Here is a 22,560-nt window from a genome sequence, read left to right as displayed (position 1 = left end):
CTCACCCGCGGCGCCTCACCCTCGGCCCTGCCGACCCGCGATCCCCGCGCCACCGCCGCGCATCAATCAGACGTGATTGCGGGCGCCTGCCATCCTAGGATGCGCGCCCCCGCATGGCGAGCCAGCGCGCGCGGATGCTCGGCGCTCTGGAGCCGAGGGCAGGTTGCGTTGCGATATCGGTGGAGGGCGCGTCGCGGTGGCGATGCTCCGCGCCTTTGGTGAGAGCGACCTTGAGCAACGCCACGATCGGATCGGCCAGCGCCAGCCCGAGGATGCCGAACAAAGTCCCGAAAATCAGCTGCGCGCCGAGCACCAGCGCCGGGGCAAGATCGACAGTCCGTTTGGCGACCATCGGCACGATGACGTAGCCGTCAATGGTCTGGACGATGAGGTAGACGGCAAAGGCATAAAGCCCGGCGTCGGTGCTCACCGAAAAACCGACCAGCACCATCAAGACACCCGACAGAATCGCGCCAATGTTGGGGATGAACACGAGCAGTCCGGTGAGCAGCCCGATCAGCGCGGCGAGGGGAATGCCATAGACCGCGAGCAGGATGCCCGTCGCGACGCCTTCGACCACCATGCCCAGCAGGCGCCCCGCCATCAGCCGCCGCAGCGTCGATCCCATGGCGCGCGACATGTCGTAGAAATCGGTGCGCTTTTCGATGGGGACGAACCAGCCAAAGCCGCGCTCGTACAGGCGCGGCTCCATGACAATGAAGATGCCGAGCACGAAGATCATGAACAGCGACGTGAGGCCGCTCGCGACAGAACCGACCGCGGCGGTGACTCGGCCGACCGATGCACCGAGATATTCGAGGACGGTCGAGGCGTTCACATTGCCAGTGACCAAGCCATATCCTGCGGCGAATTCGATCGCGCGGTTGGCCTGCGTGACCACGACCGCCTGCAGCTGCGACCATTGCTGCGCGATCTGTGAGCCGGCGAAGTATCCCACCCAGATCAGCGCGGCGGTGGCCGCAAGGAGGATGATCGCCACGCGCCAGCCGCGTCCGATCGGGAGCACTCGGCCCAGCAGCCGCACGCCGCCATCGAAAATGGTTGCGGCGACGAACCCGCCGAGGATCAGCAGCAACGGCTGCCACAGTTGCCACGCGAGCCATACCCCGGCGACCAGTCCGACCCAGATCAGCGCGCGGCGGACCTCGCGGCGAATTTCCGGATCATGTGCGTCGTTAGGACCGGGGGCCTCGTGCACGGGCGCCGTTTCGGCAGGGGCTGAACTTGCCGCGGTGGCAGCGGCGTCCGGGGCGGCGCCGGTGAGCGCCATTGCCCCCGCGTGCGACGCGGGCAGGCGGGAGGTCACCGTGCCGTCGGCGGGGCCGTTCTCGCGGCCGCTCGTGCCCCCCTCGCTCACGGGCGCGGGGATCGGGGCTGAAGCGTCGCGTCACCTGCGACCGGACCGAGCGTGGGCGCGACCTTGGCCGGGCGCAAGGACGTCCCGGCGCGTCCGGGCCGGGCTGCGCCGAACCAGCTGAACGGATTGTACCAACGGTGCGACCCGTCGAGGCTGAAGGTGATCAGCTCCGCTCGGCCGGTGATCTTCTCCAGCGGCACCGGTCCCCCAAGCCCGCCATCCGCGGAGGAAACGCGGCTGTCCGCGCTCTGATCGCGATTGTCGCCCATCAGGAATACGTGACCTGCCGGAACGGTGATGGGACCGAAATCATCGGCAGGGCCGGTCGGGACGAGATCCATCGTGTCATAGGTGGCTCCATTGGGCAGCGTTTCGCGCACGATCGGCACCTCGCATGCCTGCTGTCCATCGCTGAGCTTGCGCACGCCGCCGTCGATGCCCTCGCATCGCTGCGCGGCGTCGTAGGGCAACAGGCGCGCCGGCATGATCTGGCTCGGCACCGCGCGACCGTTGAGGATCAGGCGGCCCGCGCGCAGCTCGACCGTGTCGCCGGGCAAGCCGATGACGCGCTTGATCCAGTCCTGCCGCGCGTGAACGGGTTCGGTGATGACGATGTCGCCGCGCTCGGGCGTGCGTCCGAACAGCCGCCCCGGCACGATCGGCAACAGATGGAGGCTCACCGACGCGGTCGAGAATCCATAGGGATATTTGGTGACCAGCAGATGATCCCCCTCCATCAGCCCGGGCATCATCGACGCCGACGGGATATAGAAGGGCTTGGCGATGAAGCTGTGGATTGCCAGCACGCCCAGCAGAAGCAGCGCGAAACTCTTGATTTCCTGCCACAGCCCGTTCGGCTTTTTCTCGGGCGCTTGCGTGGGCGCGGCGGGGGTCGGGGCTGTCGTGTGGGCGGGGGGCACGGAAATCGCCTTGGCTCCGCTTTAAAGAGCGCGGCCCAGTGAGCCCGCCCGATCACGCGCCGATGGGACGCGCCTCCAATATGACGAAGGCTTGTGCCCAAGGATGATCGTCGGTCAAGGTCAAATGGATGTGGAGCGCGTGACCTCCGGGCGTAAGCGCGGCCGCCCGCTCCGCCGCGCCGCCGGTGAGCGCCAGCGTTGGCGCACCCGAAGGGGCATTGACGACGCCGATGTCGCGCATGAACACGCCCCGCTTGAAGCCCGTGCCGACCGCTTTTGAGAAGGCTTCCTTGGCGGCAAAGCGCTTGGCGAGCGTGCCCGCCTTGGTGAACGGGCGGCGATCGGCTTTCGCGCGCTCGCCCTCGGTGAACACACGCTGCTCGAAGCGCGCGCCGAAACGGTCGAGCGAGGCCTGGATGCGCTCGATGTTGCAGAGGTCGGACCCGACGCCGACGATCACCGCGCCTCGTCCATCAGTGTCCGCATCCGCTGCACCGCGGTCTCGAGACCGACGAACACCGCCTCACCCACCAGATAATGGCCGATGTTGAGCTCGGCGAGCTGGGGGATGGCGGCGATCGGCTGGACATTGTCGTAGGTGAGGCCGTGCCCCGCGTGGGGCTCAATGCCATTCTTGACGGCCAGCGCCGCCATGTCCGCAATGCGCGCTAGCTCGCGCGCACGCGCCTCGCCGGTGGCATGGGCATATTCGCCGGTGTGAAATTCGACCACCGGCGCGCGCAGCCGCATCGCCGCCTCGAGCTGACGTGCCTCGGGCGCGATGAACAGGCTCACGCGAATACCGGCATCAGTGAGCGCGGCGACGATCGGCGCGAGCCGGTTGTGCTGCCCCGCGGCGTCGAGTCCCCCTTCGGTGGTGCGCTCCTCGCGGCGTTCGGGAACGATGCAGGCTGCTTGAGGCCGATGCCGAAGCGCGATCGCCAGCATCTCCTCCGTCGCCGCCATCTCGAGGTTGAGCGGGAGGTCGGTCGCCGCCTGGATGCGCGCGAGGTCATCGTCGCGAATGTGGCGGCGATCTTCGCGCAGATGCGCGGTGATGCCGTCCCCGCCCACCGCCGCGACGATCTGCGCCGCGCGCACCGGGTCGGGATGATCGCCGCCCCGCGCGTTGCGGATGGTCGCGACATGGTCGATGTTGACCCCGAGCCGCAGACGCTGGGGGAACATCTCCACCCCGCTCAGGCCGCGGTGTCGGCGGCGGCGCGGCTACCCGGCTTGGTAATGGGCAGAGCGGCCAGTTCGGCGGGAACCTCATCCGCGGCGAACGTCGGGAAGTTGAGGCTTACCAGCGAGACATAGGGGACGCCGATGTCCACCTGGCCGCTCGAACGGTCGACGAGGCTGGCGGCGGCGATCACCTCGCCCCCCGCGGCCTCTACCGCGCGGATCGCCTCGCGCGAAGATTGGCCGGTGGTGATCACATCCTCGACCAGCAGGACGCGCGCGCCATCGGGTAGGGAGAAGCCGCGACGCAGCTCGAACTTTCCTTCCGGGCGCTCCACGAACATCGCCGGACGTTCGAGTGCGCGCCCCATCTCGTGCCCGATGATCACGCCCCCCATCGCCGGCGATACCACTGCATCGATCGCGGCGCGCGTTTCACGCGGCAGCTTTTGCGCCAGAGCTAGCGCCAGCCGCGACGCACGCGCCGGGTCCATCAGCACGCGCGCGCACTGCAGATAATGTCCGGAATGGCGGCCCGAGCTCAGCAGGAAATGACCGGACAAAAGCGCATCGGCGGCGCGAAATTCGGACAGCACTTCATCTTCGGTCATGGACAGCAGAACGCCTTTGTCTTCCGGCAGGAGCAGGCCCATTCCGCGAGGAGGGGGCTGCCGCTTGGATCTTCGTCGCGCGCCGCCTTTAGAGGCGCTTGTGAGGCGGAACAAGGCCGACTATAGCGGCCCCACCGATAGCGAACAGGGCGGGGTGCTTCGCGCCTGAACGACGCTACGGCGAGGCTGAAAAGCGAACGGGTTGCGACTCTCTCGGCATGGCTGCCGCGCGGGTCTGTCGGATTCGAACAGGGACGGTGACGATCACGCGATGCAGATGATCAAGCGAATTTCTCTGGCTGTCGCGCTGATCGCGGCGCCGCTCGGATGGGCCGCGCCGTCCCATGCCCAGGCCGCCGCGGCCCCCGCGGTGACGAGCCAGGCCACCGCGACCCCGGCGGCAGAGCCGACCGCCCAGACGACCGCCGCCGCGCCGGCTGCGGCGGGGGCTGCCGCCTCCGCTGTTGCCGCGCCAACCAGCGCGGCCGCGACTCCGGCGGACCCGGCCGCCGCGGCGACACCCGCGCCCAAGGTCGACACCTTTCCTTATGCCGTTCCGCAGGCTGGCGTTGGTCAGCCGGTGCAGGCGGGCATGGATTTCCAGCCGCAGGTGACCGCCAACGGTCAGTTTGCGCACTGGATGAACAACGCGATCCTGATGCCGATGATGTTCGGCATCTCGCTGCTGGTGCTCGGGCTCCTGCTGTGGATCATCGCCCGCTACCGTGCGCGGGCCAATCCGACCCCGTCCAAGACGTCGCACAATACCCTGATCGAGGTGATCTGGACGCTGGTGCCGGTGCTGATTCTGGTCGGCATTTCGGTCCCGTCGATCGACCTTCTGGCGCGGCAATATGCGCCGCCGCCGCGCGACGCGGTGACGATCAAGGTCACCGGCTATCAGTGGTATTGGGGTTACGAATATCCCGACCACGGAATCGGCGAATATGTCTCCAACCTGCTGCCCGAAGACCAAGCCAAGCAGCGCGGCGAACCTTTCCTGCTGGCGGTCGACAACCGCATGGTCGTGCCGGTCGGACGCACCGTGAAGCTGATCGTCACCGGCTCCGACGTCATTCACAGCTGGGCGGTGCCTTCGCTGTGGACCAAGATGGACGCGGTTCCCGGTCGGCTGAACGAAGTGACCTTCCGCGCCGAACGGACCGGCGTCTATTATGGCCAGTGCTCAGAGCTGTGCGGCATCAATCACGGTTACATGCCGATCGCGGTTGAGGTCGTGACGCCGGAGCGCTTCGCGCAGTGGGTCGCGTCGAAGGGCGGGCAGATGCCGAGCGCCGCGACCGCCAACGCCGCGACGACGCCGAATGCGCCGCAGGCGGGTGCCAACGACAATGCCGCCGTCCCCGGCGTCGCGGTCGAGAACCCCGACGGTCAGGCGGCGGCAGGCGCTGCCGCTTCGCAGGGCGGCGGTGCGAACGCCGCCGGCGGCGCGCCGGCCTCGGACACGCCCAACCCCGCTTCCTCTCCCGCGACCGCGGCGACGGCTCCGGCTGTCGCTCCGGCCCGCTGATCGCAGTCAAGGACGACAAGCGATGACCGATATCGCCGCCAACCCAGCCGACTTCCGTGGGGCCCCGACCCCGGCGCATGATGTGCACGGTCATGATCATCACGACGATCATGTGCCGAGCTTCTTCACCCGCTGGTTCCTTTCGACCAACCACAAGGACATCGGCACGCTCTACCTGATCTTCGCAATCGTCGCGGGGATCGTGGGCGGTGCGCTGTCGGGCCTAATGCGGGTCGAGCTCGCACAGCCGGGCATCCAGTATCTGCCGCAGTGGGCGGGGCTGTTCGGCAACGAAGCCACGGTTGAGGCGGGCAAGCATTTCTGGAACGTGATGATCACCGCGCACGGGCTGATCATGGTGTTCTTCATGGTCATGCCGGCGATGATTGGCGGGTTCGGTAACTGGTTCGTGCCGCTGATGATCGGCGCGCCGGATATGGCCTTCCCGCGCATGAACAACGTCAGCTTCTGGCTGACCTTTGTCGCCTTCGTCATGCTGTGCGGATCGCTATTCGTTCCGGGCGGCACCGGCGGCCTAGGCGCAGGCACGGGCTGGACCGTCTACGCGCCGCTGTCGACCGCGGGTTCGGCGGGTCCGGCCGTGGACATGGCGATCTTCTCGCTGCACCTTGCCGGCGCGGCGTCGATCCTCGGTGCAATCAACTTCATCACCACCATCTTCAACATGCGCGCGCCGGGCATGACCCTGCACAAAATGCCGCTGTTCGTGTGGTCGGTGCTCGTCACCGCGTTCCTGTTGCTGCTGGCGCTGCCGGTGCTCGCCGCGGCGATTACGATGCTGCTGGTCGACCGCAACTTCGGCGGCACCTTCTTCGATGCGGCGGGCGGCGGTGATCCGGTGCTCTACCAGCACCTGTTCTGGTTCTTCGGTCACCCCGAAGTGTACATCATGATCCTGCCGGGCTTCGGCATCGTAAGCCAGATCATCGCGACGTTCAGCCGCAAGCCGGTGTTCGGTTACCTCGGCATGGCCTACGCCATGGTCGCGATCGGCGTGGTCGGTTTCGTCGTGTGGGCGCACCACATGTTCACGGTCGGCATGAGCGTGAACCTCAAGATGTACTTCACCGCCGCGACGATGATCATCGCGGTTCCGACGGGCATCAAGATCTTCAGCTGGCTCGCCACCATGTGGGGCGGTTCGCTGAGCTTCAAGACGCCGATGATGTGGGCGCTGGGCTTCATCTTCATGTTCACCGTGGGCGGCGTGACAGGCGTGGTGCTCGCCAACGGCGGCATCGACCAGAACCTGCATGACACCTATTATGTGGTCGCGCACTTCCACTATGTGCTGTCGCTGGGTGCGGTGTTCGCGCTGTTCGCCGGTTTCTACTACTGGCTACCGAAGATGTCGGGGCGGATGTATTCCGAGTTCCTCGGCCACCTGCACTTCTGGGTGTTCTTCATCGGCGTGAACATTCTGTTCTTCCCGATGCACTTCCTCGGTCAGCAGGGGATGCCGCGGCGCTATCCCGACTATGCCGAAGCGTATAGCTACTGGCACTACGTCTCGTCGGCCTGGGGCTATTCGATCATGGCCGCGGGTGTGCTGATCTTCTTCGTCAACCTCGCCTGGACGTTCATCGCCGGCCGCAAGGCCGCGGACAATCCGTGGGGCGAAGGCGCAACGACGCTCGAATGGACGCTGTCGAGCCCGCCGCCGTTCCACCAGTTCAACGAACTGCCGAAGATCGCCTGACTAGGTTGACCCGGCGCTCCGGGGGGGGGGGCGCCGGGTCCACCGACGAAGGCCGCGCGATTGTCATGAGCCGATCCGTCCCCATCCCCCTTGCCCCGCCGGCGGCGGTGGCGCCCTTCGCGGCCGGGCAGCCGGACGTCCCGGCGGAGTGGCGCGATTTCCTTGCGCTTACCAAGCCGCGGGTGATGAGCCTCGCGATCTTCACCGCGCTGTGCGGGATGATCGTCGCGCCCGGGTCGATGCACCCGGTGCTGGGCTTTGCCGCCATCCTCGCCATCGCGCTCGGCGCCGGGGCGAGCGGGGCGCTCAACCAGTGGTATGAACATGACGTCGACGCCGCGATGCGGCGCACCGCCGCGCGTCCGCTCCCTGCAGGCCGGATGGATCGGCAGGCAGCGCTGCACTTCGGCGTCGGGCTCGCGGTCTTTTCGGTCGTGCTGCTCGGGATGGCGACCAACTGGTTCGCCGCGGCTCTGCTCGCGCTGTCGATCCTCTATTATGTGTTCGTCTACACCATCTGGCTAAAGCCCCGGACGCCGCAGAACATCGTCATAGGCGGTGCTGCCGGGGCGTTCCCGCCGATGATCGGCTGGGCGGCTGCGACTGGCACGATGAGCCTGCTGCCGCTGCTGCTGTTCGCGATCATCTTTCTGTGGACCCCGCCGCATTTCTGGGCGCTGTCGCTGTTCGTGAAGACCGACTACGCCAACGCCGGTATCCCGATGCTGCCCGTCGTTGCGGGTGAGCCGACCACGCGGCGGCAGATTTTCTGGTACACCCTGCCGATGGTGGCGGCGGCGGTGGCGCCGTGGGCGCTGGGGCTGGCGGGCCCACTCTACGGGATGGTCGCCACTGTGCTGAGTGGCGTGTTCCTGCTGCTGGCAATCAAGGTCGGTTTCCGCCGCAGTGCAACGGACGATCGAATGAAGCCCGAGAAACAGCTGTTCGGCTTTTCTGTGCTCTACCTCTTTTTCCTGTTCGGCATATTGGTCGCCGACCATCTTCTCGCCGGGAGCTTCGCATGACCGTCCCCGACCATTTCACGCGCGAGCAGACGGTCGAGATCCGGCGGCGCCAGCGCGGGCGGGCGCGGGTGATGGCACTGGGACTGCTGGTGCTCGCCGCGCTGTTCTACCTCATTACCATCGCCAAGATCGGGCTGGTCGGATGAGCGCGGTCACCGCCAACACTCCCCGCGATCCGCGTCGTCGCACCGCGCTGCTGGCGATCGCTTTGGCGGGGGGTATGCTTGGCCTGGGCTTCGCCGCGGTCCCGCTCTATCAGCTCTTTTGTCAGGTCACCGGGTTTGGCGGCACGACGATGCGCATCACCGAGGACGAGGCCGCCGGCATCGTCGCCAGCGACACGCGGACGATGTCGATCCGCTTCGACAGCAATGTGCGCGGCGTGCCGTGGAGTTTTCGCCCGGAACGCAATCGCAACACGGTGACCGTCGGCGCGCGTTCGATGGCGATCTACCTCGCCAAGAATGAATCGTCCGAGCCGTTGACAGGCACCGCGACGTTCAACGTTTCGCCGGCGCAGGCGGGCAAATATTTCAAGAAGGTGCAGTGCTTCTGCTTCACCGAGCAGACGCTGGCGGCGGGCGAGGAAGTGCGCATGCCGGTCGTCTATTATGTCGACCCGGCAATCCTCGATGATCCGGACGCCCGCGACGTCGACGAGATCACACTCTCCTACACCTTCTACCCCGTAGACGCTTCCCGTAGCGGGAGCTAAGGCGGGCGAAATGCCGGGGGGAGGGCGACCTGCCGCCGCCGTGCACAATGAGACGAGTCGAGAGCCGGGGAAGCCAATGGCCGCGAGCAAGAACCACGATTACCACCTGGTAAACCCAAGCCTGTGGCCGTTGATGGGGAGCGTCGCGGCGCTCGTCATGTTCTTCGGGCTGGTGGCCTGGTGGCATCCGGAAACGTTCGGCCCGATCGGCAAGATCGTGTTCGGTCTCGGCATCGCCGGGGTGATCGCGACCTTCTATTTCTGGTGGTCGGACGTCATTCGCGAGGCGCATGCCGGCGATCACACGCCGGTGGTGCAGCTGCACATGCGATACGGTATGCTGCTGTTCATCGCCTCGGAAGTGATGTTCTTTGTCGGCTGGTTCTGGGCGTGGTTCGACTTTTCGCTGTTCCCCTCGCCACTGCAGGTGGTCGAGGGCGCGACGGAAAATTTGATCGGTCAGGATGGCGCCGCTGCGCTGCTGCAGTGGCCGCCAAAGGGTCTCGAGGTCATCAACGCCTTCGATCTGCCGCTGCTCAACACGCTGATCCTGCTCTGCTCGGGCACGACCATCACCTGGGCGCACCATGCGCTGCTGAAAGGTGACCGCGGGAACCTGATCCGCGGGCTATGGCTCACGATCGGGCTGGGGCTGCTGTTCTCGGCAATCCAGTTCTACGAATATTCGGTGGCTCCGATCCCATTCAAGGGGCTCAACTACGGCGCGGCCTTCTACATGGCGACGGGGTTTCACGGGTTCCACGTCATTGTCGGCACGATCTTTCTGATCGTTTGTCTGGTGCGCGCGTACAAGGGGCACTTCACGCCAAAGCAGCACTTCGGTTTCGAAGCGGCCGCCTGGTACTGGCATTTCGTCGACGTGGTGTGGCTGTTCCTTTTCATCACCATCTACGTCTGGGGCGGCTGGGGCGCTCCCACGCACTAACGGAGGGAGCGGCCCGTGAGCGAACCGGCGACCGCACGACCTTCGTCCTCGGCCGGCGGTACCACACCCGTGGTGCTGCCGCGCGCGCATCCCTCGCGCTGGATCCGACCGAGCACTGCCAGCGCGGCGATGGGCGGGCTGTGCCCCCGCTGCGGCGCCAAGACGCTGCTCGCCGGCTGGCTCAAGGTGCCTCGCAGCTGCCCGGAGTGCGGGCTCGATTTCGACGCCTTCAATCTGGGCGACGGGCCGGCGGCGCTGGTCATGATGGTGGTCGGCACAATCGTCGTGCCGGCGGCGCTGGTCGCGCATTTTGCGTGGCACCCCCCGGTCATCGTGCAGATCCTGTTCTGGACGGCGATGAGCTTTGCCCTGACCATCGTCGGACTGCGGATCGTCAAGGGGTGGCTGATCGCCGCAGAGTTTCAGCGCGGCGCTCGTGAAGGGCGGCTGGTGACCCGCGAGGTCGTCGCGCCGGCCACAGAACCGGGCAGCGGGGCGGGGAACTGATGCCGATGCGCTGGCCGCTGTGGCCGACGCTGCTCGTCGGGCTCGCCATTGCCACGATGCTGGCGCTCGGATGGTGGCAGTGGAGTAAGGCGCCGATCAAGGATCGCGCCGTAGCCGCTTGGCGGGCCAACCTCGGCAAACCGCCGGTGACGATGCCCGTACCCGGACCTGTTCCCCGCGACCTCCTTTATCGCACCACCAGCGCCAACTGCCTCGAAGCCCTGAACTTTCGTGAGATAGGCGGACGCGGGGCGGATGGTCGCAGCGGATTTCGCCTGCTCGCCGACTGCCGGACCGGCGTCGAAGGCCCCGGCTTCGTGGCGGACCTGGGCGTCGCCGACGCCGGGAACGCTCGAGATTATGACGGGGGGATCGTGCGCGGGGTGCTGGTCGAGGAGCCGGTCGCTTATGGCCTGCTCGACCGCTTGGTGGGCAAGCGCGAGCCGGTGGCGCGGCCGATGATCGTCGCGGCCGATCCAGTGCCGGGCCGGGTGGCGACCGCCACTCCGAACCCGGAAGAAGTGCCCAATAATCACCGTGCCTACGCCTGGCAATGGCTGTTCTTCGCGATTGCGGCGGCGGTGATTTACGTGCTGGCGCTGAGGCAGCGTCAGTTGCGCGCGCCGCAGCGCGACGTGCCGTAGGGTGAGTCCCGGGTGCCCTTGCTCACCGGGCGAGGGCGGGATAGCGGCGTGCTCATGCGTTACATCTCGACCCGTGGCGGTGCGCCGGAGCTCGACTTTCGCGGCGTCACGCTAACGGGGCTCGCGCGGGACGGCGGGCTTTATGTGCCCGACCGGTGGCCAACGCTCGCCGCGGAGACCCTGCGCAGCCTGCGCGGGGCGAGCTATGCAGAGACTGCGGTCACCGTACTGGCGCCGTTTGTCGGTGACGTGCTGAGCCGTGCCGAGCTCGCTGCGTTGGTCGAGGAGGCTTACGCGAGCTTTGCGCATGCGGCGGTGACGCCGTTGGTGCAGCTCGACCGGCGCCAGTGGCTGCTTGAGCTGTTCCACGGTCCCACGCTCGCCTTCAAGGACGTCGCGCTGCAACTGCTCGGGCTGCTGTTCGAGCGCTTTCTCGCCGACGATGCCGGGCCGCCGCTGACCATCGTCGGCGCGACCTCCGGCGATACCGGCTCGGCGGCGATCGCGGCGGTGGCGGGGCGCGAGCGGACGCGCATCGTCATGCTGCATCCTGCCGGCCGCGTCACCGAAGTGCAGCGGCGGCAGATGACGACGGTGCTCGCGCCCAACGTCCACAACCTCGCCATCGAAGGGAGCTTCGACGACGCGCAGGCGATGGTAAAGCGGCTGTTCGTCGAACCGACGGTGACCGCGCAGCTTCGGCTCTCCGCCGTCAACTCGATCAACTGGGCGCGGCTTGCGGCGCAAGTGGTCTATTATGTTTACGCGGCGGTCCGGCTTGGCGCGCCCGAGCGGCGTGTCGCCTTCGCCGTACCGACCGGCAACTTCGGCGACGTGTTCGCCGGATATGTCGCATCGCGCATGGGGCTGCCGGTCGAGCGGCTGGTGGTCGCCACCAACGTCAACGACATCCTCCACCGCGCCGTCTGTGCCGGCGACTACAGCGCCGCGGATGTGGTCGCGACCGCGACGCCGAGTATGGACATCCAGGTCAGCTCCAATTTCGAGCGGCTGCTGTTCGACGCGGGGGCGCGCGACCCAGGCAAACTCGCGGCGCAGATGACCGCGTTCGACCGCGACCGCCGCCTCCTCCTGTCGCCCGAGCAGCGCTCCGCCATCGCTTCGCTGTTCTGCTCTGCGCGCGTCGACCCGGCGGAAATGGCGGAGACGATGCGCTGGGCGCGCGAGGCATGTGGCGAGCTGATCGACCCGCATACCGCAATCGGCCTCGCCGCCGCGCGGCGCGATGATGGCGACCCCGCCGTGCCGATGGTCACGCTCGCTACCGCGCACCCGGCGAAGTTCAGCGATACGGTCGAACGTGCGACCGGCGCGCGCCCGTCGCTCCCTCCGCGCGTGGGCGCGCTGTTCGACCGCGAGGAGCGGCTGACGACGCTGCCCAACGATTACGCCGCGGTGCGCGATTTCGTGCTGGCGGTGGGCGGGTGAGCAGCCCCACGCTCCACACGATGATCGGCGAGTCGTGGGCGGACTTTGCGCTGCTCGACTCGGGCAACGGTCGCAAGCTCGAACGCTACGGCGACGTGCGGCTGATCCGTCCGGAACCCCAGGCGCTGTGGGCGCCCGCCAGCGCCGACTGGCGCGCCGATGGTGAGTTCGTGCCCGCCAGCGATGAAGAGGGCGGCGGGCGCTGGCAGCTGTCGCCGGGGGTGCCGCGCGAGGGCTGGCCGCTGGCGTGGGAGGGCTTGCGCTTCAACGCGCAGACGACGCCATTCCGTCACCTCGCCTTTTTCCCGGACATGGCGCCGGTGTGGCGCTGGATGCGCGAGCGGTTGCCCGAACCTGCAGGGGCGGAGGTGCTGAACCTGTTCGGCTACACCGGGCTCGCGAGCCTTGCGTTGGCGGCACATGGGGCGCGGGTCGTGCATGTCGATGCGTCGAAGAAGTCGGTCGCGCAGGCGCGCGCCAACGCGGCAATGTCGGGGCTCGACGCCGCCCCGATCCGCTGGATCGTCGACGATGCGAGCGGGTTTGTCGCGCGCGAGGTGCGGCGCGGGCGGCGCTACCAGGGCATCTTGCTCGACCCACCCAAGTTCGGGCGCGGACCCGAGGGCGAGCTGTGGCGGCTGGAGGAGCATCTCCCGCCGCTGATCCGCGACTGCGCGACGCTGCTCGCCGACGATGCGCGCTTCCTGTTCCTCACCGTCTATGCCGTACGCATGTCGGCGCTGGCGATCGGCGAGCTGCTGCGACAGGCGTTGGGCGCGCGCGGCGGGCGGGTCGAGGTGGGCGAGCTCGCCATCCGTGAGGAAGCGCGCGGGCTGCTCCTGCCGACCGCGATTTGGGCGCGCTGGAGCGCGGACTAGCGTTCGCGCGCGGCGCGCAGGGCGGCACCAGCGATAAGCGGGGCGATCGCCACCAGCAGCAATGAGGTCGCCACTAGCAGCAGCGGGCTCGGCCCGATGGCGGCGGGATCGAGCGCGCTCGCGCCGAAGATCAAGAGCGGCACCGCCAGTGGCAGCAGCATCAGCCCGCCGAGCGTCGCGCCCGCGCGCGCACCGAGCGTGATCGCGGCGATCATCACCGCCAGTGCGGCAAGCCCCGGCGCACCAATCGCCAAAGTCCAGATGAGGCGCCAAAGCCGCTCGGCAGGAATGCCGAGCAGCGCCGACGCGGGCAGCGTCGCCAGCAGCAGCGGCAGGGTAAAGGCCAGCGCGTGCGCGACCAGTCGGGCGAGCGCGACCCACTCCTCCGCCACGCCGCGCAGCGCGAGTTGGTCGAGCGTGCCGTCGTCGACGTCGGTGCGAAACAACCGCTCGATCGGCAGCAGCGCGGCGAGCAACGCAGCAATCCACGCGATCCCGCCGCCGGTGCGCGCGAGCAGCGCCGCGTCCGCGCCAACCGCAAACGGGTAGAGCGTCGCCACGAGCAGGAAGAAGGTGACCGGCACCCACGCCCCGCCGCCGCTGAGATCGCGTCGCAGATCGCGCGCGATGAGGGCGGCGAGGGCCTTCACGCCGCCAACTCGACACGATGGTCGGCGAGGTCCAGCATCGCGGCGCCCGGCACCGCCAGCGCCTGGTGCGACGCGTAGAGCACCGCCCCGCCGCTGCTGCGATGTTCGGCGATCAAGGCTTCGAGCAGCGCCACGCCGTCGCGGTCTAGACCGTTGGCGGCTTCATCGAGTAGCCACACGGCCGGCGCTTGCGCGATCAGCCGGGCCAGCGCGGCGCGGCGGCGCTGGCCGGTCGAGAGGTAGCGCACCGGAACTTCCGCCAATCGCGCCACGCCCAGCCGCTCAGCTGCCGCCGCTGCCCGATCCGAAGGCACGCCATCGAGGCGCGCCCACCACGCGAGTGCTCGGCCCAAAGGTCGGTCCGCTTCGAGCGCCGCTGCATCGGCGATCATCCCCATCGCTGCATGGCGTTGCACTTCTCCCGCGGCGGGGGGGAGCAGCCCGGCCACAATGCGTAGCAGGCTCGATTTGCCGATGCCGTTGGCGCCGCGCACGTGCAGCGCCTCACTCGGGTGGAGCGCGAAGCCGACCCCGCGCCACAGCAGCCGCTCGCCGCGCAGACAGGCGAGCGAGGTGCCTTCGACGAGGGGCGCGGCGGCGCTCAATCCGCCGCCGCTTCCAGCCGGTGCATGTCCTCATCGGAGAAGCCGAAATGATGGCCGATCTCGTGGATCAGCACATGGCGGACCAGGTGGCCCAGCTCCTCGCCGCCCTCGACCCATTCGATCAGGATCGGCACGCGGTAGAGCGTCACCGCGTCGGCGAGGCGGCCGGTGTCCATGATGCTCTGCTCGGTGAGCGGGCGACCGTGATAGAGCCCGGTGAGATCGTAGGGGTGCTCGATGCCGAGCTCGCGCAGCACGTCGTCGGGCGCGACCTCCTCGATCGTGAGCCGGACGCCTGCGGCGGCGTCGCGCAGCACCGTCGGCAGTGAAGCCAGTGCGTCCAGCGCATAGGCTTCGATGGTCGCCGCATCGGGGGCGTGGCGCAGGTCGCTGGGCGGCGCTATCGGCATGGCGCGCCTGATAGTCGGGCAGGGCGATGCGTGCAAAGCGGGAGGTACCGGTGGTAGCGAAACTCAACGAGACGGAGCGCGCCGACCTGCTCGCGGCGCATCCTGAATGGGCTCACGAACCGCAGCGCGACGCGATGGTGCGCGAGTTTCGCTTCGCCGATTTCGCGGAGGCGTTCGGTTTCATGGCGCGGGTGGCGCTCGTGGCGGAGAAGATGGACCACCACCCGGAGTGGTCGAACGTCTACAATCGCGTCACCATCCTCATCACCACCCATGATGCCGATGGGCTGAGCGAGCGCGATGCCAAGCTCGCGGCGGCGATCGACGCGATGGTGTAAGGTCGCGACTACGCCGCCTTGCCGTGGAGCGTGTCCATGCTGACGGCGGTGCCGGCGTCGATCTCCGCCGCCTTGGCTTCGACCAAGCGGACGATGTGCGCGACCATCGCGGCGTCGTCGACATGGTGGTCGGTGACGCCCGAGAGATAGACCATGTGCCGCCCCGCGCCGCCGCCGGTGATGCCGATGTCGGTTTCGCGCGCTTCGCCGGGGCCGTTGACGACGCAGCCGAGCACCGACACCGACATCGGCGTGCGGATGTGGGAGAGCGCCTCCTCGAGCTTCTCGACCGTGCGGATTACGTCGAAACCCTGTCGCGCGCAGCTGGGGCAGGAGACGATGCGCACCCCGCGCGTGCGCAGGCCGAGCGATTTGAGGATGTCGAAGCCGACGCGCACCTCTTGCTCGGGTTCGGCCGACAGGCTGACCCGCAGCGTGTCGCCGATTCCCGCCCACAGGAGCGAGCCCAGCCCGATCGAGCTCTTCACCGTCCCCGCGATCATCGAGCCGGCTTCGGTGATGCCGAGGTGCAGGGGACAGTCGACCGTTTCGGCAAGTTGCATATAGGCGGCGACCGCGAGGAACACGTCGCTCGCCTTCACCGCCACCTTATATTCGTGGAAGTCGTGGTCCTGCAGCAGCTTGATGTGGTCGAGCGCGCTCTCCACCAGCGCCTCGGGGCAGGGTTCGCCATATTTTTCGAGGAGGTCGCGTTCCAGGCTGCCGGCGTTGACGCCGATGCGGATGGCGCAGCCGTTGGCCTTGGCGGCGCGAACCACCTCCGCCACTCGGTCCGAGGAGCCAATGTTGCCTGGATTGATGCGCAGGCACGCGGCGCCCGCATCGGCCGCTTCGAGCGCGCGCTTGTAGTGAAAGTGGATGTCGGCGACGATCGGCACCCGCGCGGCGCGGGTGATCTGGCGGAAGGCGGCGGTTGCCTCCTCGGTCGGGCAGGAGACGCGGATGATGTCCGCGCCCGCTTCCTCGCAGCGCCGGATCTGGTCGATCGTCGCCACCGCATCTTCGGTCGGAGTGTTCGTCATCGTCTGCACCGTGATCGGCGCATCGCCACCGACGGCGACGTTGCCGACCATGATCTGACGGGATTTGCGGCGGTGAATATCGCGCCAGGGACGCACGGACATGGGGGGAGGGCTCGCAGCTTGACCCCGCTTTCGCGGCGGAGCGTGCACCCTATCGCCCACCATGACGCTCGGCGCAACGTCTCGGCGCCTTCGCTCGGCGCAGCGCGGGTTGCGGGGCGAAGCGGAGGGCGTCAGGGAAGCGTCATGCGCCATGCCGTAATGTTCCCGCTTGCCCTCTTCGCCGCCGTGCCTGCTCTCGCGCAGGACAGCGGCACCGACGCCGCGACCAGCGAAGCGGACCCGCCCGTGATCGGTTCGATCGACGTCAGCGGCGGTATCACCGCGACCAGCGACTATCGTCTCCGTGGCGAGAACCGGGCCGATGGCGCGCTGCAACCGACGCTGACGGTGACGCACGAGAGCGGCTTCTACATCGGCGCGTGGGGCTCGAACCTTTCGGACAACCCGCGCCGCGGCGACATCGAGCTCGACCTCTACGCCGGCTGGTCGGGTTCGGTCGGAGGCGCACTCACCGGCGACGTGGGAGTCCTGCGCTATATTTACCCGGATCGCGACCGGGCACTTGGGCGGACCGACTATTGGGAACCCTATGCCTCGGTGCGGGGCACACTTGGGCCGGCAAGCGCCAAGCTGGGCGTCGCCTACGCGCCCGCGCAGGACGCCATCGGCGGAGGCGACAACCTCTACACCTTCGCCGATCTCAGCGCAGGGGTGCCGTTCACCCCGCTGACGCTGAACGCGCATCTCGGGCGCTCGGCAGGCAGCCTCACGCCGGGGCGCAATTACTGGGACTGGTCGCTAGGCGCCGACTATGCGCTGCCGATGGGGTTAACGGCAGGGGTGCGCTACGTCGACACGGACGTGCCGAAGGATTCGGCGCTGTCCGATCGCTACGACGCGACCGTGCAGGTGAGCCTCGCCTTCAATTTCTGACGCGAGGCGGGGGCCCCGGATACCGGAGCCCCGTCGCCAAACTTAGTAGTAGAAACCGCGGTAGACGCGGATGACTCGGTTGGTGTTGGCGTTGATCAGCACCAGGTCGTTGCCGTAGCGGATGTAGCGCTGGCCGGCGCGAACGCCCGGCAGACGATACTGCTGCGGATTATTGAGCCAGTAGCGGTTGCCGACATATTCGGGACGCAGCTGGTAGCCCGGGGTCAGCGTGCGGTAGGTGTAGCCACGCGGCGCCTGGTAGCGGCCCTGACGATACTGGTTGGGGTTCGCACGACGATAGTCGCGCCAATCCTCGCGCAGTTCTTCGCGCGCTTCACGCACGTCCCGACGAGCATCGCGGACGTTGTCGCGATTCCCGTAGCGACGAGCCTGGTTGAGGTCGCGCTGTGCTTCGCGCACCTCCCGGCGGCTGTCGCGCACTTCGCGCGCACTCTGCGCGCTGGCGAAGCTGGGAACGGCGAGGGCCGCGATAAGCGCGATGGCAGTAAACTTCTTCATCCTGATTCTCCTCGGGGCATCGGAGCCAGCTTGAATTTGAGACCGGCAGTGAGAACTCCGACTGAACATCCCGGTCAGGCGAGCGACAGGGTAAAATAGCGACAAAAAAGGGGGCGGCGGTTTCCCGCGCGCCCCCCTCCATGGTCGTCGCAAGTCCAGCGAACGCTTAGACCCGCGCGCGACCCGCGTTGTGGCCACTGTTGCGGTAAAGAATGTCCGCCGCAGTCGCCGCGTCCATCGGATGATTGCGCGTGTCGACCGATACGAACACGCCGCCCTTGCCCATCCGCTCGCTGTAGTAGGTCGCGTCCTCGTCGCTCACGCCGTGGCCCTTGAGCGCTTCGTTCAGCGAACCGGCCGCCGCGCCAATCAGCGCACCGGTGGCCGCCGCACCCGGAACTGCGCCGGCCGCGATGGCCCCAGCAGCCGCGAACGGGCCGACACCCGGGATAGCGAGCGCCGCGATGGCGAGACCCGCGCCCAGCGCACCGCCGCCGAGAATGCCACGCAAGTAGCTGGTGTGCTCCTCGTCGACGACTTCACCCGAACCATCGGTCGTCGTGGTCGTGCGACCCGACTGAGCGATCACCGACAGGGCGGCATCAGGGACACCGGCGGCGCGAAGATCGCGGACGGCAGTCTGCGCTTCTTCCTGCGTGTCAAAGATCGCCGAAACGACCCCGCCGCCGGCGGTTGCAGCCATCGTCGCATCGCCGCTCGAGCCGTGGCCGGTCGTGTAACCCTGCGATTGAGTTTGGCTGGTGCCACCCATCGCGGCCGCTACGCCGCCAGTCAGGCCGGTAACGGCATTCGCCGCGCGGTCGAGCGGACCGCGGTTCGGGTCGTCACGACCATCGAGCGCGTTTGCGGTGCGATCGACTGGGCCGCGGTTCGGATCGTCGTAGCCGTCAGTCGCGTTCTGCATCCGGTCGACGGGCCCGCGGTTGGGATCGTCGTGCTGACCCGACAAGGCGGCGTTCACGCCGCCGGTGCCGCCGGTCACGGCGTTGGCGAGGCGGTCGAGCGGACCGCGATTGGGGTCGTCCGTGCCCTGCGCCACATTCGCCGCGCGATCGAGCGGACCGCGGTTCGGATCGTCGTGACCGTCGGTCAGATTGTCGACCTTGCGGCCGGGGGTTTCACCGGGAACGTTGTTGTGCACCCTATCTCTCCTCGCCCATCCAGACAGGTGTCGGCGCCCTACATTGAGAGAGCGGACCAGGCCGTCGGGGGTTCGATGTGCAAAACACCTGCGCGCCGGGTCGGCTCCGCAACCCTGCGCGATTTTTCGCACGGGGCGGTCAAGTGATTGAGCGGACGGGAGTTCTCAGCACCGCCCATGCCGACATCAGCGTCAGGGGTTCGCGGCGGTTCCGATCGGGGTCGGCATTCCAGCGTCGTCAAGCGCGACAAAGGTGAAGTTGCCCTCGGTCACGCGGGCGCGGTCGCCGCTTTCTTCCTTCATCGAAACCGCTTCGATGTGGACGGTGAGGCTGGTGCGGCCGACCCGCACCACCTGCGCGTAAAAGCTCACGACGTCGCCGACGTGGACGGGCCTGTGGAACTCCATCGCGTCGATACCGACGGTCACCACGCGGCGGCGGGTCCGCTGTCGCGCCGCGACTTCGCCGGCGAGGTCCATCTGCGCCAGCAGCCACCCGCCCCAGATGTCGCCTGCGGGATTGGTGTCGCGCGGCATGGCGCGCGTGCGAATGGCGGGCTCGCCTTCAGGGAGCGGATCGTCGCTGGCCATCGTCTCTATTCCCCCTATGGCAGTTACTCAGGCGTCGAGGGCGGCAAGCTTTTCCTCAGCCAGCCGATCCAATTCGGCGCGGCTCTTCTTTTCCGCGGCGCTTTTGAGCTGGCCGCAGGCGGCCATGATGTCGCGCCCGCGCGGGGTGCGAACCGGTGCGGAGATGCCCGCCTCGAACACGATGTCGGAGAAGCGCTTGACCCGCTCGGGCGACGAACAGGCGTAGGGCGCGCCGGGCCACGGGTTAAACGGGATGAGGTTGACCTTTGCCGGCAGCCGATACTGGCGGATCAGCCGGACCAGCTCGCGCGCGTCGTCGTCACTGTCGTTCTTCCCCGCGAGCATGACATATTCGAACGTGATGCGTCGCGCATTGTTGGCGCCGGGGTAGGCGGCGCACGCTTCGAGCAGCTCGTCGATGCCATATTTGCGGTTGAGCGGCACGATCTCGTCGCGGATCTCCTTGGTCACCGCGTGCAGGCTGACCGCGAGGTTGACGCCGATCTCCTCACCCGCGCGCGCCATCATCGGCACCACGCCCGAGGTCGACAGCGTGATGCGCCGCTTTGACAAAGCGAGTCCGTCGCCGTCCATGACAATGCGCATCGCATCGCGGACATTGTCGAAATTGTAAAGCGGCTCGCCCATGCCCATCAGGACGATGTTGGTGAGCAGGCGTCCGTCCGACGTATATTGCGGCGCGTCGTCGTCGAAATCCTCGTCGCCGCCCGCCATGCTCCCACGCGGCCATTCGCCGAGCGCGTCGCGCGCGAGCAGCACCTGCCCGACGATTTCCCCCGCGGTGAGGTTGCGCACGAGGCGCATGGTGCCGGTGTGGCAGAAGCGGCAGTTGAGCGTGCAGCCGACCTGGCTCGAAATGCACAGGGTGCCCCGGTCGGCGTCGGGAATGAACACCATCTCGAACTCGTGCCCGTCGGCGGTGGCGAGCAGCCATTTGCGCGTGCCGTCGTTCGATTGTTGCGCGGTGACGGTGCGCGGGCGGTCGATGGTAAACCGCTCGCCGAGCCACGGGCGCATCGCTTTGGCAATGTCGGTCATCGTCTCGAAGTCGGTGACCCCGCGGTGGTAGATCCAGTGCCAGATCTGCTTGGCGCGGAGCTTCGCTGCCTTGGCATCCAGCCCGGCCGCGGCCAGCGCCGCAGCGATCTCCCCCTTGGGGAGCCCCACCAGCGACACGCGCGGGTCGTCCGTCGTCGGCACAGGACGCGCGACGGGCACGGGGTCGATCAGCCCGGCAATGGGCATCAGAGGCGTGGCGATGCTGTCCATGGATCGCCACGCATATAATGGGATGAGCATTGGAACGCTAGCTGGCTAGCATTGGAACGCTAGCTAGCGCTGCGGGTCTATCGGTTGCGCCTCCGAGCGTCGGCTGTAGAGCCCGGGTCGAACATTCGATCGCCGAACGGAGCCAGCATGACCGAACCCGCCCCCGCGCCCCGCCGTGTACTCGTCACAGGGACGGCCGGGTTCATCGGCTTTCATCTCGCGCGACTGCTGCTGGCCGAGGGGTTCAGCGTGCAGGGCTATGACGGGATGTCGGACTATTACGATGTCAATTTGAAGCGGCGCCGCCATCAGATGCTGTTGCAGAACCCGCGTTTCGCGGCGACCGAGGCGCTGCTCGAGGATGATGCGACGCTGTGGTCGGTGGCAGAGAAGTTCGAGCCCGAGGTGATTGTCCACCTCGCAGCGCAGGCGGGGGTGCGCTACAGCCTCGAGAACCCGCGCGCGTATATCGACAGCAATATCGTCGGCACGCTCAACGTGATGGAGGCGGCGCGCAAGCTCGGCGTGCAGCACTTGCTGATGGCGTCGACCTCCTCGGTCTATGGCGCCAACGAGGAGATGCCGTTCACCGAGACGGAAAAGGCCGACACGCAGCTCACCATCTACGCCGCCACCAAAAAGGCGAACGAAAGCATGGCGCACAGCTATGCGCACCTGTGGGGCTTGCCGACGACGATGTTCCGCTTCTTCACGGTGTACGGGCCGTGGGGACGACCGGACCTGGCGCTGTTCAAATTCGTCGATGCGATGCTCGATGGGCGGCCGATCGACATCTATAATCACGGCGAGATGTATCGTGACTTCACCTATGTCGGCGATCTGGTGAAGGCGATCCGGCTGCTGATCGACGCCGCGCCGGTACGCCCGGAGAGCGCCGATGCGATCCCCGAAGGCGACAGCCTCTCCCCCGTCGCGCCGTTCCGCGTGGTCAACATCGGCAACAGCGACAAGGTGCGCCTGCTCGATTTCGTCGATGCCATCGAAGCCGAACTCGGCATCGAAGCGATCCGCAACTACCTCCCGATCCAACCCGGCGACGTCCCCGCCACCTGGGCCGACGCGAGCCTCCTTGAACGCCTCACCGGCTTCCGCCCCAACACGCCCGTGCGCGAGGGGATCGCGCAGTTCGTTACGTGGTTCCGGGAATATTACGGGAAGTAACGGCGCGCTCGATGGCAACGCCAACGTAACCCTGAACTTGTTTGAGGTCGTGCTCTAATGTTGAGTGAGGATGCTGAAACGAGTTCAGCATGACAGGCCTTGCTCGATGAGGGCAGACCTGAACCCGGAAGACAATGGTGGACAGGGCTGGATTCGAACCAGCGTACGACAACGTCGGGCAGATTTACAGTCTGCTGCCTTTAACCACTCGGCCACCTGTCCCCGTCGCTGATCGGGCGTGGCCCCATCGGTCGGGTGCGTGGAG

26 protein-coding genes and 1 tRNA gene are annotated in these 22,560 nt (G+C 67.4%); 13 read left to right on the top strand and 14 right to left on the bottom strand.

The genetic code is table 11. The features are described from left to right. Positions 1-94: 94 nt before the first annotated feature. The 5 genes from ACRYJK_RS07560 to pyrE are packed head-to-tail and all read right to left on the bottom strand — an operon-like array spanning position 95 to position 4,094. Positions 95-1,378, bottom strand: a complete 1,284-nt coding sequence (locus ACRYJK_RS07560; protein WP_482666918.1) for an AI-2E family transporter — start codon at positions 1,376-1,378, stop codon at positions 95-97. After that, positions 1,375-2,298 (bottom strand): signal peptidase I, encoded by a 924-nt coding sequence (gene lepB / locus ACRYJK_RS07555; protein WP_482666917.1) that lies wholly within the window; start codon positions 2,296-2,298, stop codon positions 1,375-1,377. The genes ACRYJK_RS07560 and lepB overlap by 4 nt, the downstream gene beginning before the upstream one ends. 52 nt (positions 2,299-2,350) lie before the next feature. Beyond that, the gene (gene acpS, locus ACRYJK_RS07550; protein WP_482666916.1) at positions 2,351-2,758 is read right to left on the bottom strand and encodes a holo-ACP synthase; all 408 of its coding nucleotides are present in this window, start codon (positions 2,756-2,758) and stop codon (positions 2,351-2,353) included. After that, entirely contained in the window at positions 2,755-3,486 is a 732-nt protein-coding gene (locus ACRYJK_RS07545; RefSeq protein ID WP_482666915.1) for a pyridoxine 5'-phosphate synthase, read from the bottom strand. The genes acpS and ACRYJK_RS07545 overlap by 4 nt, the downstream gene beginning before the upstream one ends. Positions 3,487-3,497: 11 nt before the next feature. Next, on the bottom strand, positions 3,498-4,094 hold the full coding sequence (gene pyrE / locus ACRYJK_RS07540; RefSeq protein WP_482666914.1) for an orotate phosphoribosyltransferase: 597 nt from the start codon (positions 4,092-4,094) through the stop codon (positions 3,498-3,500). Between the two features lie 271 nt (positions 4,095-4,365). On the opposite strand from pyrE, the gene coxB reads away from it, so the two are divergent. From coxB to ACRYJK_RS07490, 10 genes are all read left to right on the top strand, one after another. Next, positions 4,366-5,625, top strand: coding sequence for a cytochrome c oxidase subunit II (gene coxB / locus ACRYJK_RS07535; RefSeq protein ID WP_482666913.1), 1,260 nt, complete (start codon positions 4,366-4,368; stop codon positions 5,623-5,625). A gap of 22 nt (positions 5,626-5,647) precedes the next feature. Further along, a complete protein-coding gene (gene ctaD, locus ACRYJK_RS07530) occupies positions 5,648-7,345 on the top strand; it encodes a cytochrome c oxidase subunit I (RefSeq protein ID WP_482666912.1) in 1,698 nt (565 codons plus the stop codon). A 65-nt stretch (positions 7,346-7,410) separates the two neighbouring features. After that, positions 7,411-8,370 (top strand): heme o synthase, encoded by a 960-nt coding sequence (locus ACRYJK_RS07525; RefSeq protein ID WP_482666911.1) that lies wholly within the window; start codon positions 7,411-7,413, stop codon positions 8,368-8,370. Then, positions 8,367-8,516 carry a hypothetical protein gene (locus ACRYJK_RS07520; RefSeq protein ID WP_482666910.1) on the top strand — a complete coding sequence of 50 codons (150 nt, stop codon included), beginning with the start codon at positions 8,367-8,369 and terminating at the stop codon, positions 8,514-8,516. Before ACRYJK_RS07525 ends, ACRYJK_RS07520 begins: the two co-directional genes overlap by 4 nt. Next, a complete protein-coding gene (locus ACRYJK_RS07515; RefSeq protein WP_482666909.1) occupies positions 8,513-9,085 on the top strand; it encodes a cytochrome c oxidase assembly protein in 573 nt (190 codons plus the stop codon). The genes ACRYJK_RS07520 and ACRYJK_RS07515 overlap by 4 nt, the downstream gene beginning before the upstream one ends. Before the next feature lie 76 nt (positions 9,086-9,161). Then, positions 9,162-10,031 carry a cytochrome c oxidase subunit 3 gene (locus ACRYJK_RS07510; protein ID WP_482666908.1) on the top strand — a complete coding sequence of 290 codons (870 nt, stop codon included), beginning with the start codon at positions 9,162-9,164 and terminating at the stop codon, positions 10,029-10,031. A gap of 15 nt (positions 10,032-10,046) precedes the next feature. Then, complete coding sequence (locus ACRYJK_RS07505; protein WP_482666907.1) at positions 10,047-10,538, top strand: DUF983 domain-containing protein; 492 nt, start codon at positions 10,047-10,049, stop codon at positions 10,536-10,538. A 5-nt stretch (positions 10,539-10,543) separates the two neighbouring features. Continuing rightward, positions 10,544-11,182, top strand: a complete 639-nt coding sequence (locus ACRYJK_RS07500) for an SURF1 family cytochrome oxidase biogenesis protein (RefSeq protein WP_482666906.1) — start codon at positions 10,544-10,546, stop codon at positions 11,180-11,182. Positions 11,183-11,236: 54 nt separating this feature from the next. Further along, a complete protein-coding gene (gene thrC / locus ACRYJK_RS07495) occupies positions 11,237-12,631 on the top strand; it encodes a threonine synthase (RefSeq protein ID WP_482666905.1) in 1,395 nt (464 codons plus the stop codon). A gap of 20 nt (positions 12,632-12,651) precedes the next feature. Then, the gene (locus ACRYJK_RS07490; protein WP_482667419.1) at positions 12,652-13,509 is read left to right on the top strand and encodes a class I SAM-dependent methyltransferase; all 858 of its coding nucleotides are present in this window, start codon (positions 12,652-12,654) and stop codon (positions 13,507-13,509) included. On the opposite strand, the gene ACRYJK_RS07485 is transcribed toward ACRYJK_RS07490, so the two are convergent. Genes ACRYJK_RS07485 through ACRYJK_RS07475 form a run of 3 tightly spaced genes read right to left on the bottom strand, consistent with a single transcriptional unit; the run spans position 13,506 to position 15,174 of the window. Then, entirely contained in the window at positions 13,506-14,159 is a 654-nt protein-coding gene (locus ACRYJK_RS07485; protein WP_482666904.1) for a heme exporter protein CcmB, read from the bottom strand. The genes ACRYJK_RS07490 and ACRYJK_RS07485 overlap by 4 nt on opposite strands. Beyond that, positions 14,156-14,764 carry a heme ABC exporter ATP-binding protein CcmA gene (gene ccmA / locus ACRYJK_RS07480; RefSeq protein WP_482666903.1) on the bottom strand — a complete coding sequence of 203 codons (609 nt, stop codon included), beginning with the start codon at positions 14,762-14,764 and terminating at the stop codon, positions 14,156-14,158. The genes ACRYJK_RS07485 and ccmA overlap by 4 nt, the downstream gene beginning before the upstream one ends. Next, positions 14,761-15,174, bottom strand: a complete 414-nt coding sequence (locus ACRYJK_RS07475; protein ID WP_482666902.1) for a metallopeptidase family protein — start codon at positions 15,172-15,174, stop codon at positions 14,761-14,763. The genes ccmA and ACRYJK_RS07475 overlap by 4 nt, the downstream gene beginning before the upstream one ends. Positions 15,175-15,200: 26 nt before the next feature. Between ACRYJK_RS07475 and ACRYJK_RS07470 the strand changes: the two genes are divergently transcribed. Then, the gene (locus ACRYJK_RS07470; RefSeq protein ID WP_482666901.1) at positions 15,201-15,512 is read left to right on the top strand and encodes a 4a-hydroxytetrahydrobiopterin dehydratase; all 312 of its coding nucleotides are present in this window, start codon (positions 15,201-15,203) and stop codon (positions 15,510-15,512) included. Between the two features lie 8 nt (positions 15,513-15,520). Here the strand turns inward: ACRYJK_RS07470 and ispG are convergent, their stop codons facing one another. Next, a complete protein-coding gene (ispG, locus tag ACRYJK_RS07465; RefSeq protein ID WP_482666900.1) occupies positions 15,521-16,657 on the bottom strand; it encodes a flavodoxin-dependent (E)-4-hydroxy-3-methylbut-2-enyl-diphosphate synthase in 1,137 nt (378 codons plus the stop codon). Positions 16,658-16,801: 144 nt separating this feature from the next. On the opposite strand from ispG, the gene ACRYJK_RS07460 reads away from it, so the two are divergent. Continuing rightward, complete coding sequence (locus tag ACRYJK_RS07460; RefSeq protein ID WP_482666899.1) at positions 16,802-17,551, top strand: TorF family putative porin; 750 nt, start codon at positions 16,802-16,804, stop codon at positions 17,549-17,551. Positions 17,552-17,593: 42 nt separating this feature from the next. Here the strand turns inward: ACRYJK_RS07460 and ACRYJK_RS07455 are convergent, their stop codons facing one another. The 4 genes from ACRYJK_RS07455 to rlmN all read right to left on the bottom strand — a co-directional run bounded on the left by ACRYJK_RS07455 (position 17,594) and on the right by rlmN (position 21,113). After that, on the bottom strand, positions 17,594-18,070 hold the full coding sequence (locus ACRYJK_RS07455) for a DUF1090 family protein (RefSeq protein WP_482666898.1): 477 nt from the start codon (positions 18,068-18,070) through the stop codon (positions 17,594-17,596). Positions 18,071-18,236: 166 nt separating this feature from the next. Further along, a complete protein-coding gene (locus tag ACRYJK_RS07450) occupies positions 18,237-19,232 on the bottom strand; it encodes a hypothetical protein (RefSeq protein WP_482666897.1) in 996 nt (331 codons plus the stop codon). Between the two features lie 192 nt (positions 19,233-19,424). Beyond that, positions 19,425-19,823, bottom strand: a complete 399-nt coding sequence (locus ACRYJK_RS07445; RefSeq protein WP_482666896.1) for an acyl-CoA thioesterase — start codon at positions 19,821-19,823, stop codon at positions 19,425-19,427. A gap of 27 nt (positions 19,824-19,850) precedes the next feature. After that, entirely contained in the window at positions 19,851-21,113 is a 1,263-nt protein-coding gene (gene rlmN / locus ACRYJK_RS07440; RefSeq protein ID WP_482666895.1) for a dual-specificity RNA methyltransferase RlmN, read from the bottom strand. A gap of 147 nt (positions 21,114-21,260) precedes the next feature. On the opposite strand from rlmN, the gene ACRYJK_RS07435 reads away from it, so the two are divergent. Beyond that, positions 21,261-22,295: an NAD-dependent epimerase/dehydratase family protein gene (locus tag ACRYJK_RS07435; protein WP_482666894.1), complete on the top strand. Its 1,035-nt coding sequence runs from the start codon at positions 21,261-21,263 to the stop codon at positions 22,293-22,295. Positions 22,296-22,430: 135 nt separating this feature from the next. On the opposite strand, the gene ACRYJK_RS07430 is transcribed toward ACRYJK_RS07435, so the two are convergent. Further along, a tRNA-Tyr gene (locus ACRYJK_RS07430) sits at positions 22,431-22,517 on the bottom strand. Positions 22,518-22,560: the final 43 nt, after the last annotated feature.

The sequence above is a fragment of the Sphingomonas sp. BLHR8 genome, assembly GCF_056821725.1.
The sequence above is the reverse complement of the archived record's forward strand: the minus strand, read 5'-3'. Positions and strand labels throughout refer to the sequence as shown.

Coding starts and splice junctions, on each gene's coding strand:
- ACRYJK_RS07435 (WP_482666894.1), top strand. CDS start 21,261: ATGACCGAACCCGCCCCCGCGCCCCGCCGTGTACTCGTCACAGGGACG.
- rlmN (WP_482666895.1), bottom strand. CDS start 21,113: ATGGACAGCATCGCCACGCCTCTGATGCCCATTGCCGGGCTGATCGAC.
- ctaD (WP_482666912.1), top strand. CDS start 5,648: ATGACCGATATCGCCGCCAACCCAGCCGACTTCCGTGGGGCCCCGACC.
- ispG (WP_482666900.1), bottom strand. CDS start 16,657: ATGTCCGTGCGTCCCTGGCGCGATATTCACCGCCGCAAATCCCGTCAG.
- ACRYJK_RS07475 (WP_482666902.1), bottom strand. CDS start 15,174: ATGCCGATAGCGCCGCCCAGCGACCTGCGCCACGCCCCCGATGCGGCG.
- ACRYJK_RS07545 (WP_482666915.1), bottom strand. CDS start 3,486: ATGTTCCCCCAGCGTCTGCGGCTCGGGGTCAACATCGACCATGTCGCG.
- ACRYJK_RS07525 (WP_482666911.1), top strand. CDS start 7,411: ATGAGCCGATCCGTCCCCATCCCCCTTGCCCCGCCGGCGGCGGTGGCG.
- ACRYJK_RS07515 (WP_482666909.1), top strand. CDS start 8,513: ATGAGCGCGGTCACCGCCAACACTCCCCGCGATCCGCGTCGTCGCACC.
- ACRYJK_RS07445 (WP_482666896.1), bottom strand. CDS start 19,823: ATGGCCAGCGACGATCCGCTCCCTGAAGGCGAGCCCGCCATTCGCACG.
- ACRYJK_RS07520 (WP_482666910.1), top strand. CDS start 8,367: ATGACCGTCCCCGACCATTTCACGCGCGAGCAGACGGTCGAGATCCGG.
- pyrE (WP_482666914.1), bottom strand. CDS start 4,094: ATGACCGAAGATGAAGTGCTGTCCGAATTTCGCGCCGCCGATGCGCTT.
- ACRYJK_RS07490 (WP_482667419.1), top strand. CDS start 12,652: ATGATCGGCGAGTCGTGGGCGGACTTTGCGCTGCTCGACTCGGGCAAC.
- ACRYJK_RS07500 (WP_482666906.1), top strand. CDS start 10,544: ATGCGCTGGCCGCTGTGGCCGACGCTGCTCGTCGGGCTCGCCATTGCC.
- thrC (WP_482666905.1), top strand. CDS start 11,237: ATGCGTTACATCTCGACCCGTGGCGGTGCGCCGGAGCTCGACTTTCGC.
- ACRYJK_RS07455 (WP_482666898.1), bottom strand. CDS start 18,070: ATGAAGAAGTTTACTGCCATCGCGCTTATCGCGGCCCTCGCCGTTCCC.
- ACRYJK_RS07470 (WP_482666901.1), top strand. CDS start 15,201: ATGCGTGCAAAGCGGGAGGTACCGGTGGTAGCGAAACTCAACGAGACG.
- coxB (WP_482666913.1), top strand. CDS start 4,366: ATGCAGATGATCAAGCGAATTTCTCTGGCTGTCGCGCTGATCGCGGCG.
- ACRYJK_RS07460 (WP_482666899.1), top strand. CDS start 16,802: ATGCGCCATGCCGTAATGTTCCCGCTTGCCCTCTTCGCCGCCGTGCCT.
- ACRYJK_RS07510 (WP_482666908.1), top strand. CDS start 9,162: ATGGCCGCGAGCAAGAACCACGATTACCACCTGGTAAACCCAAGCCTG.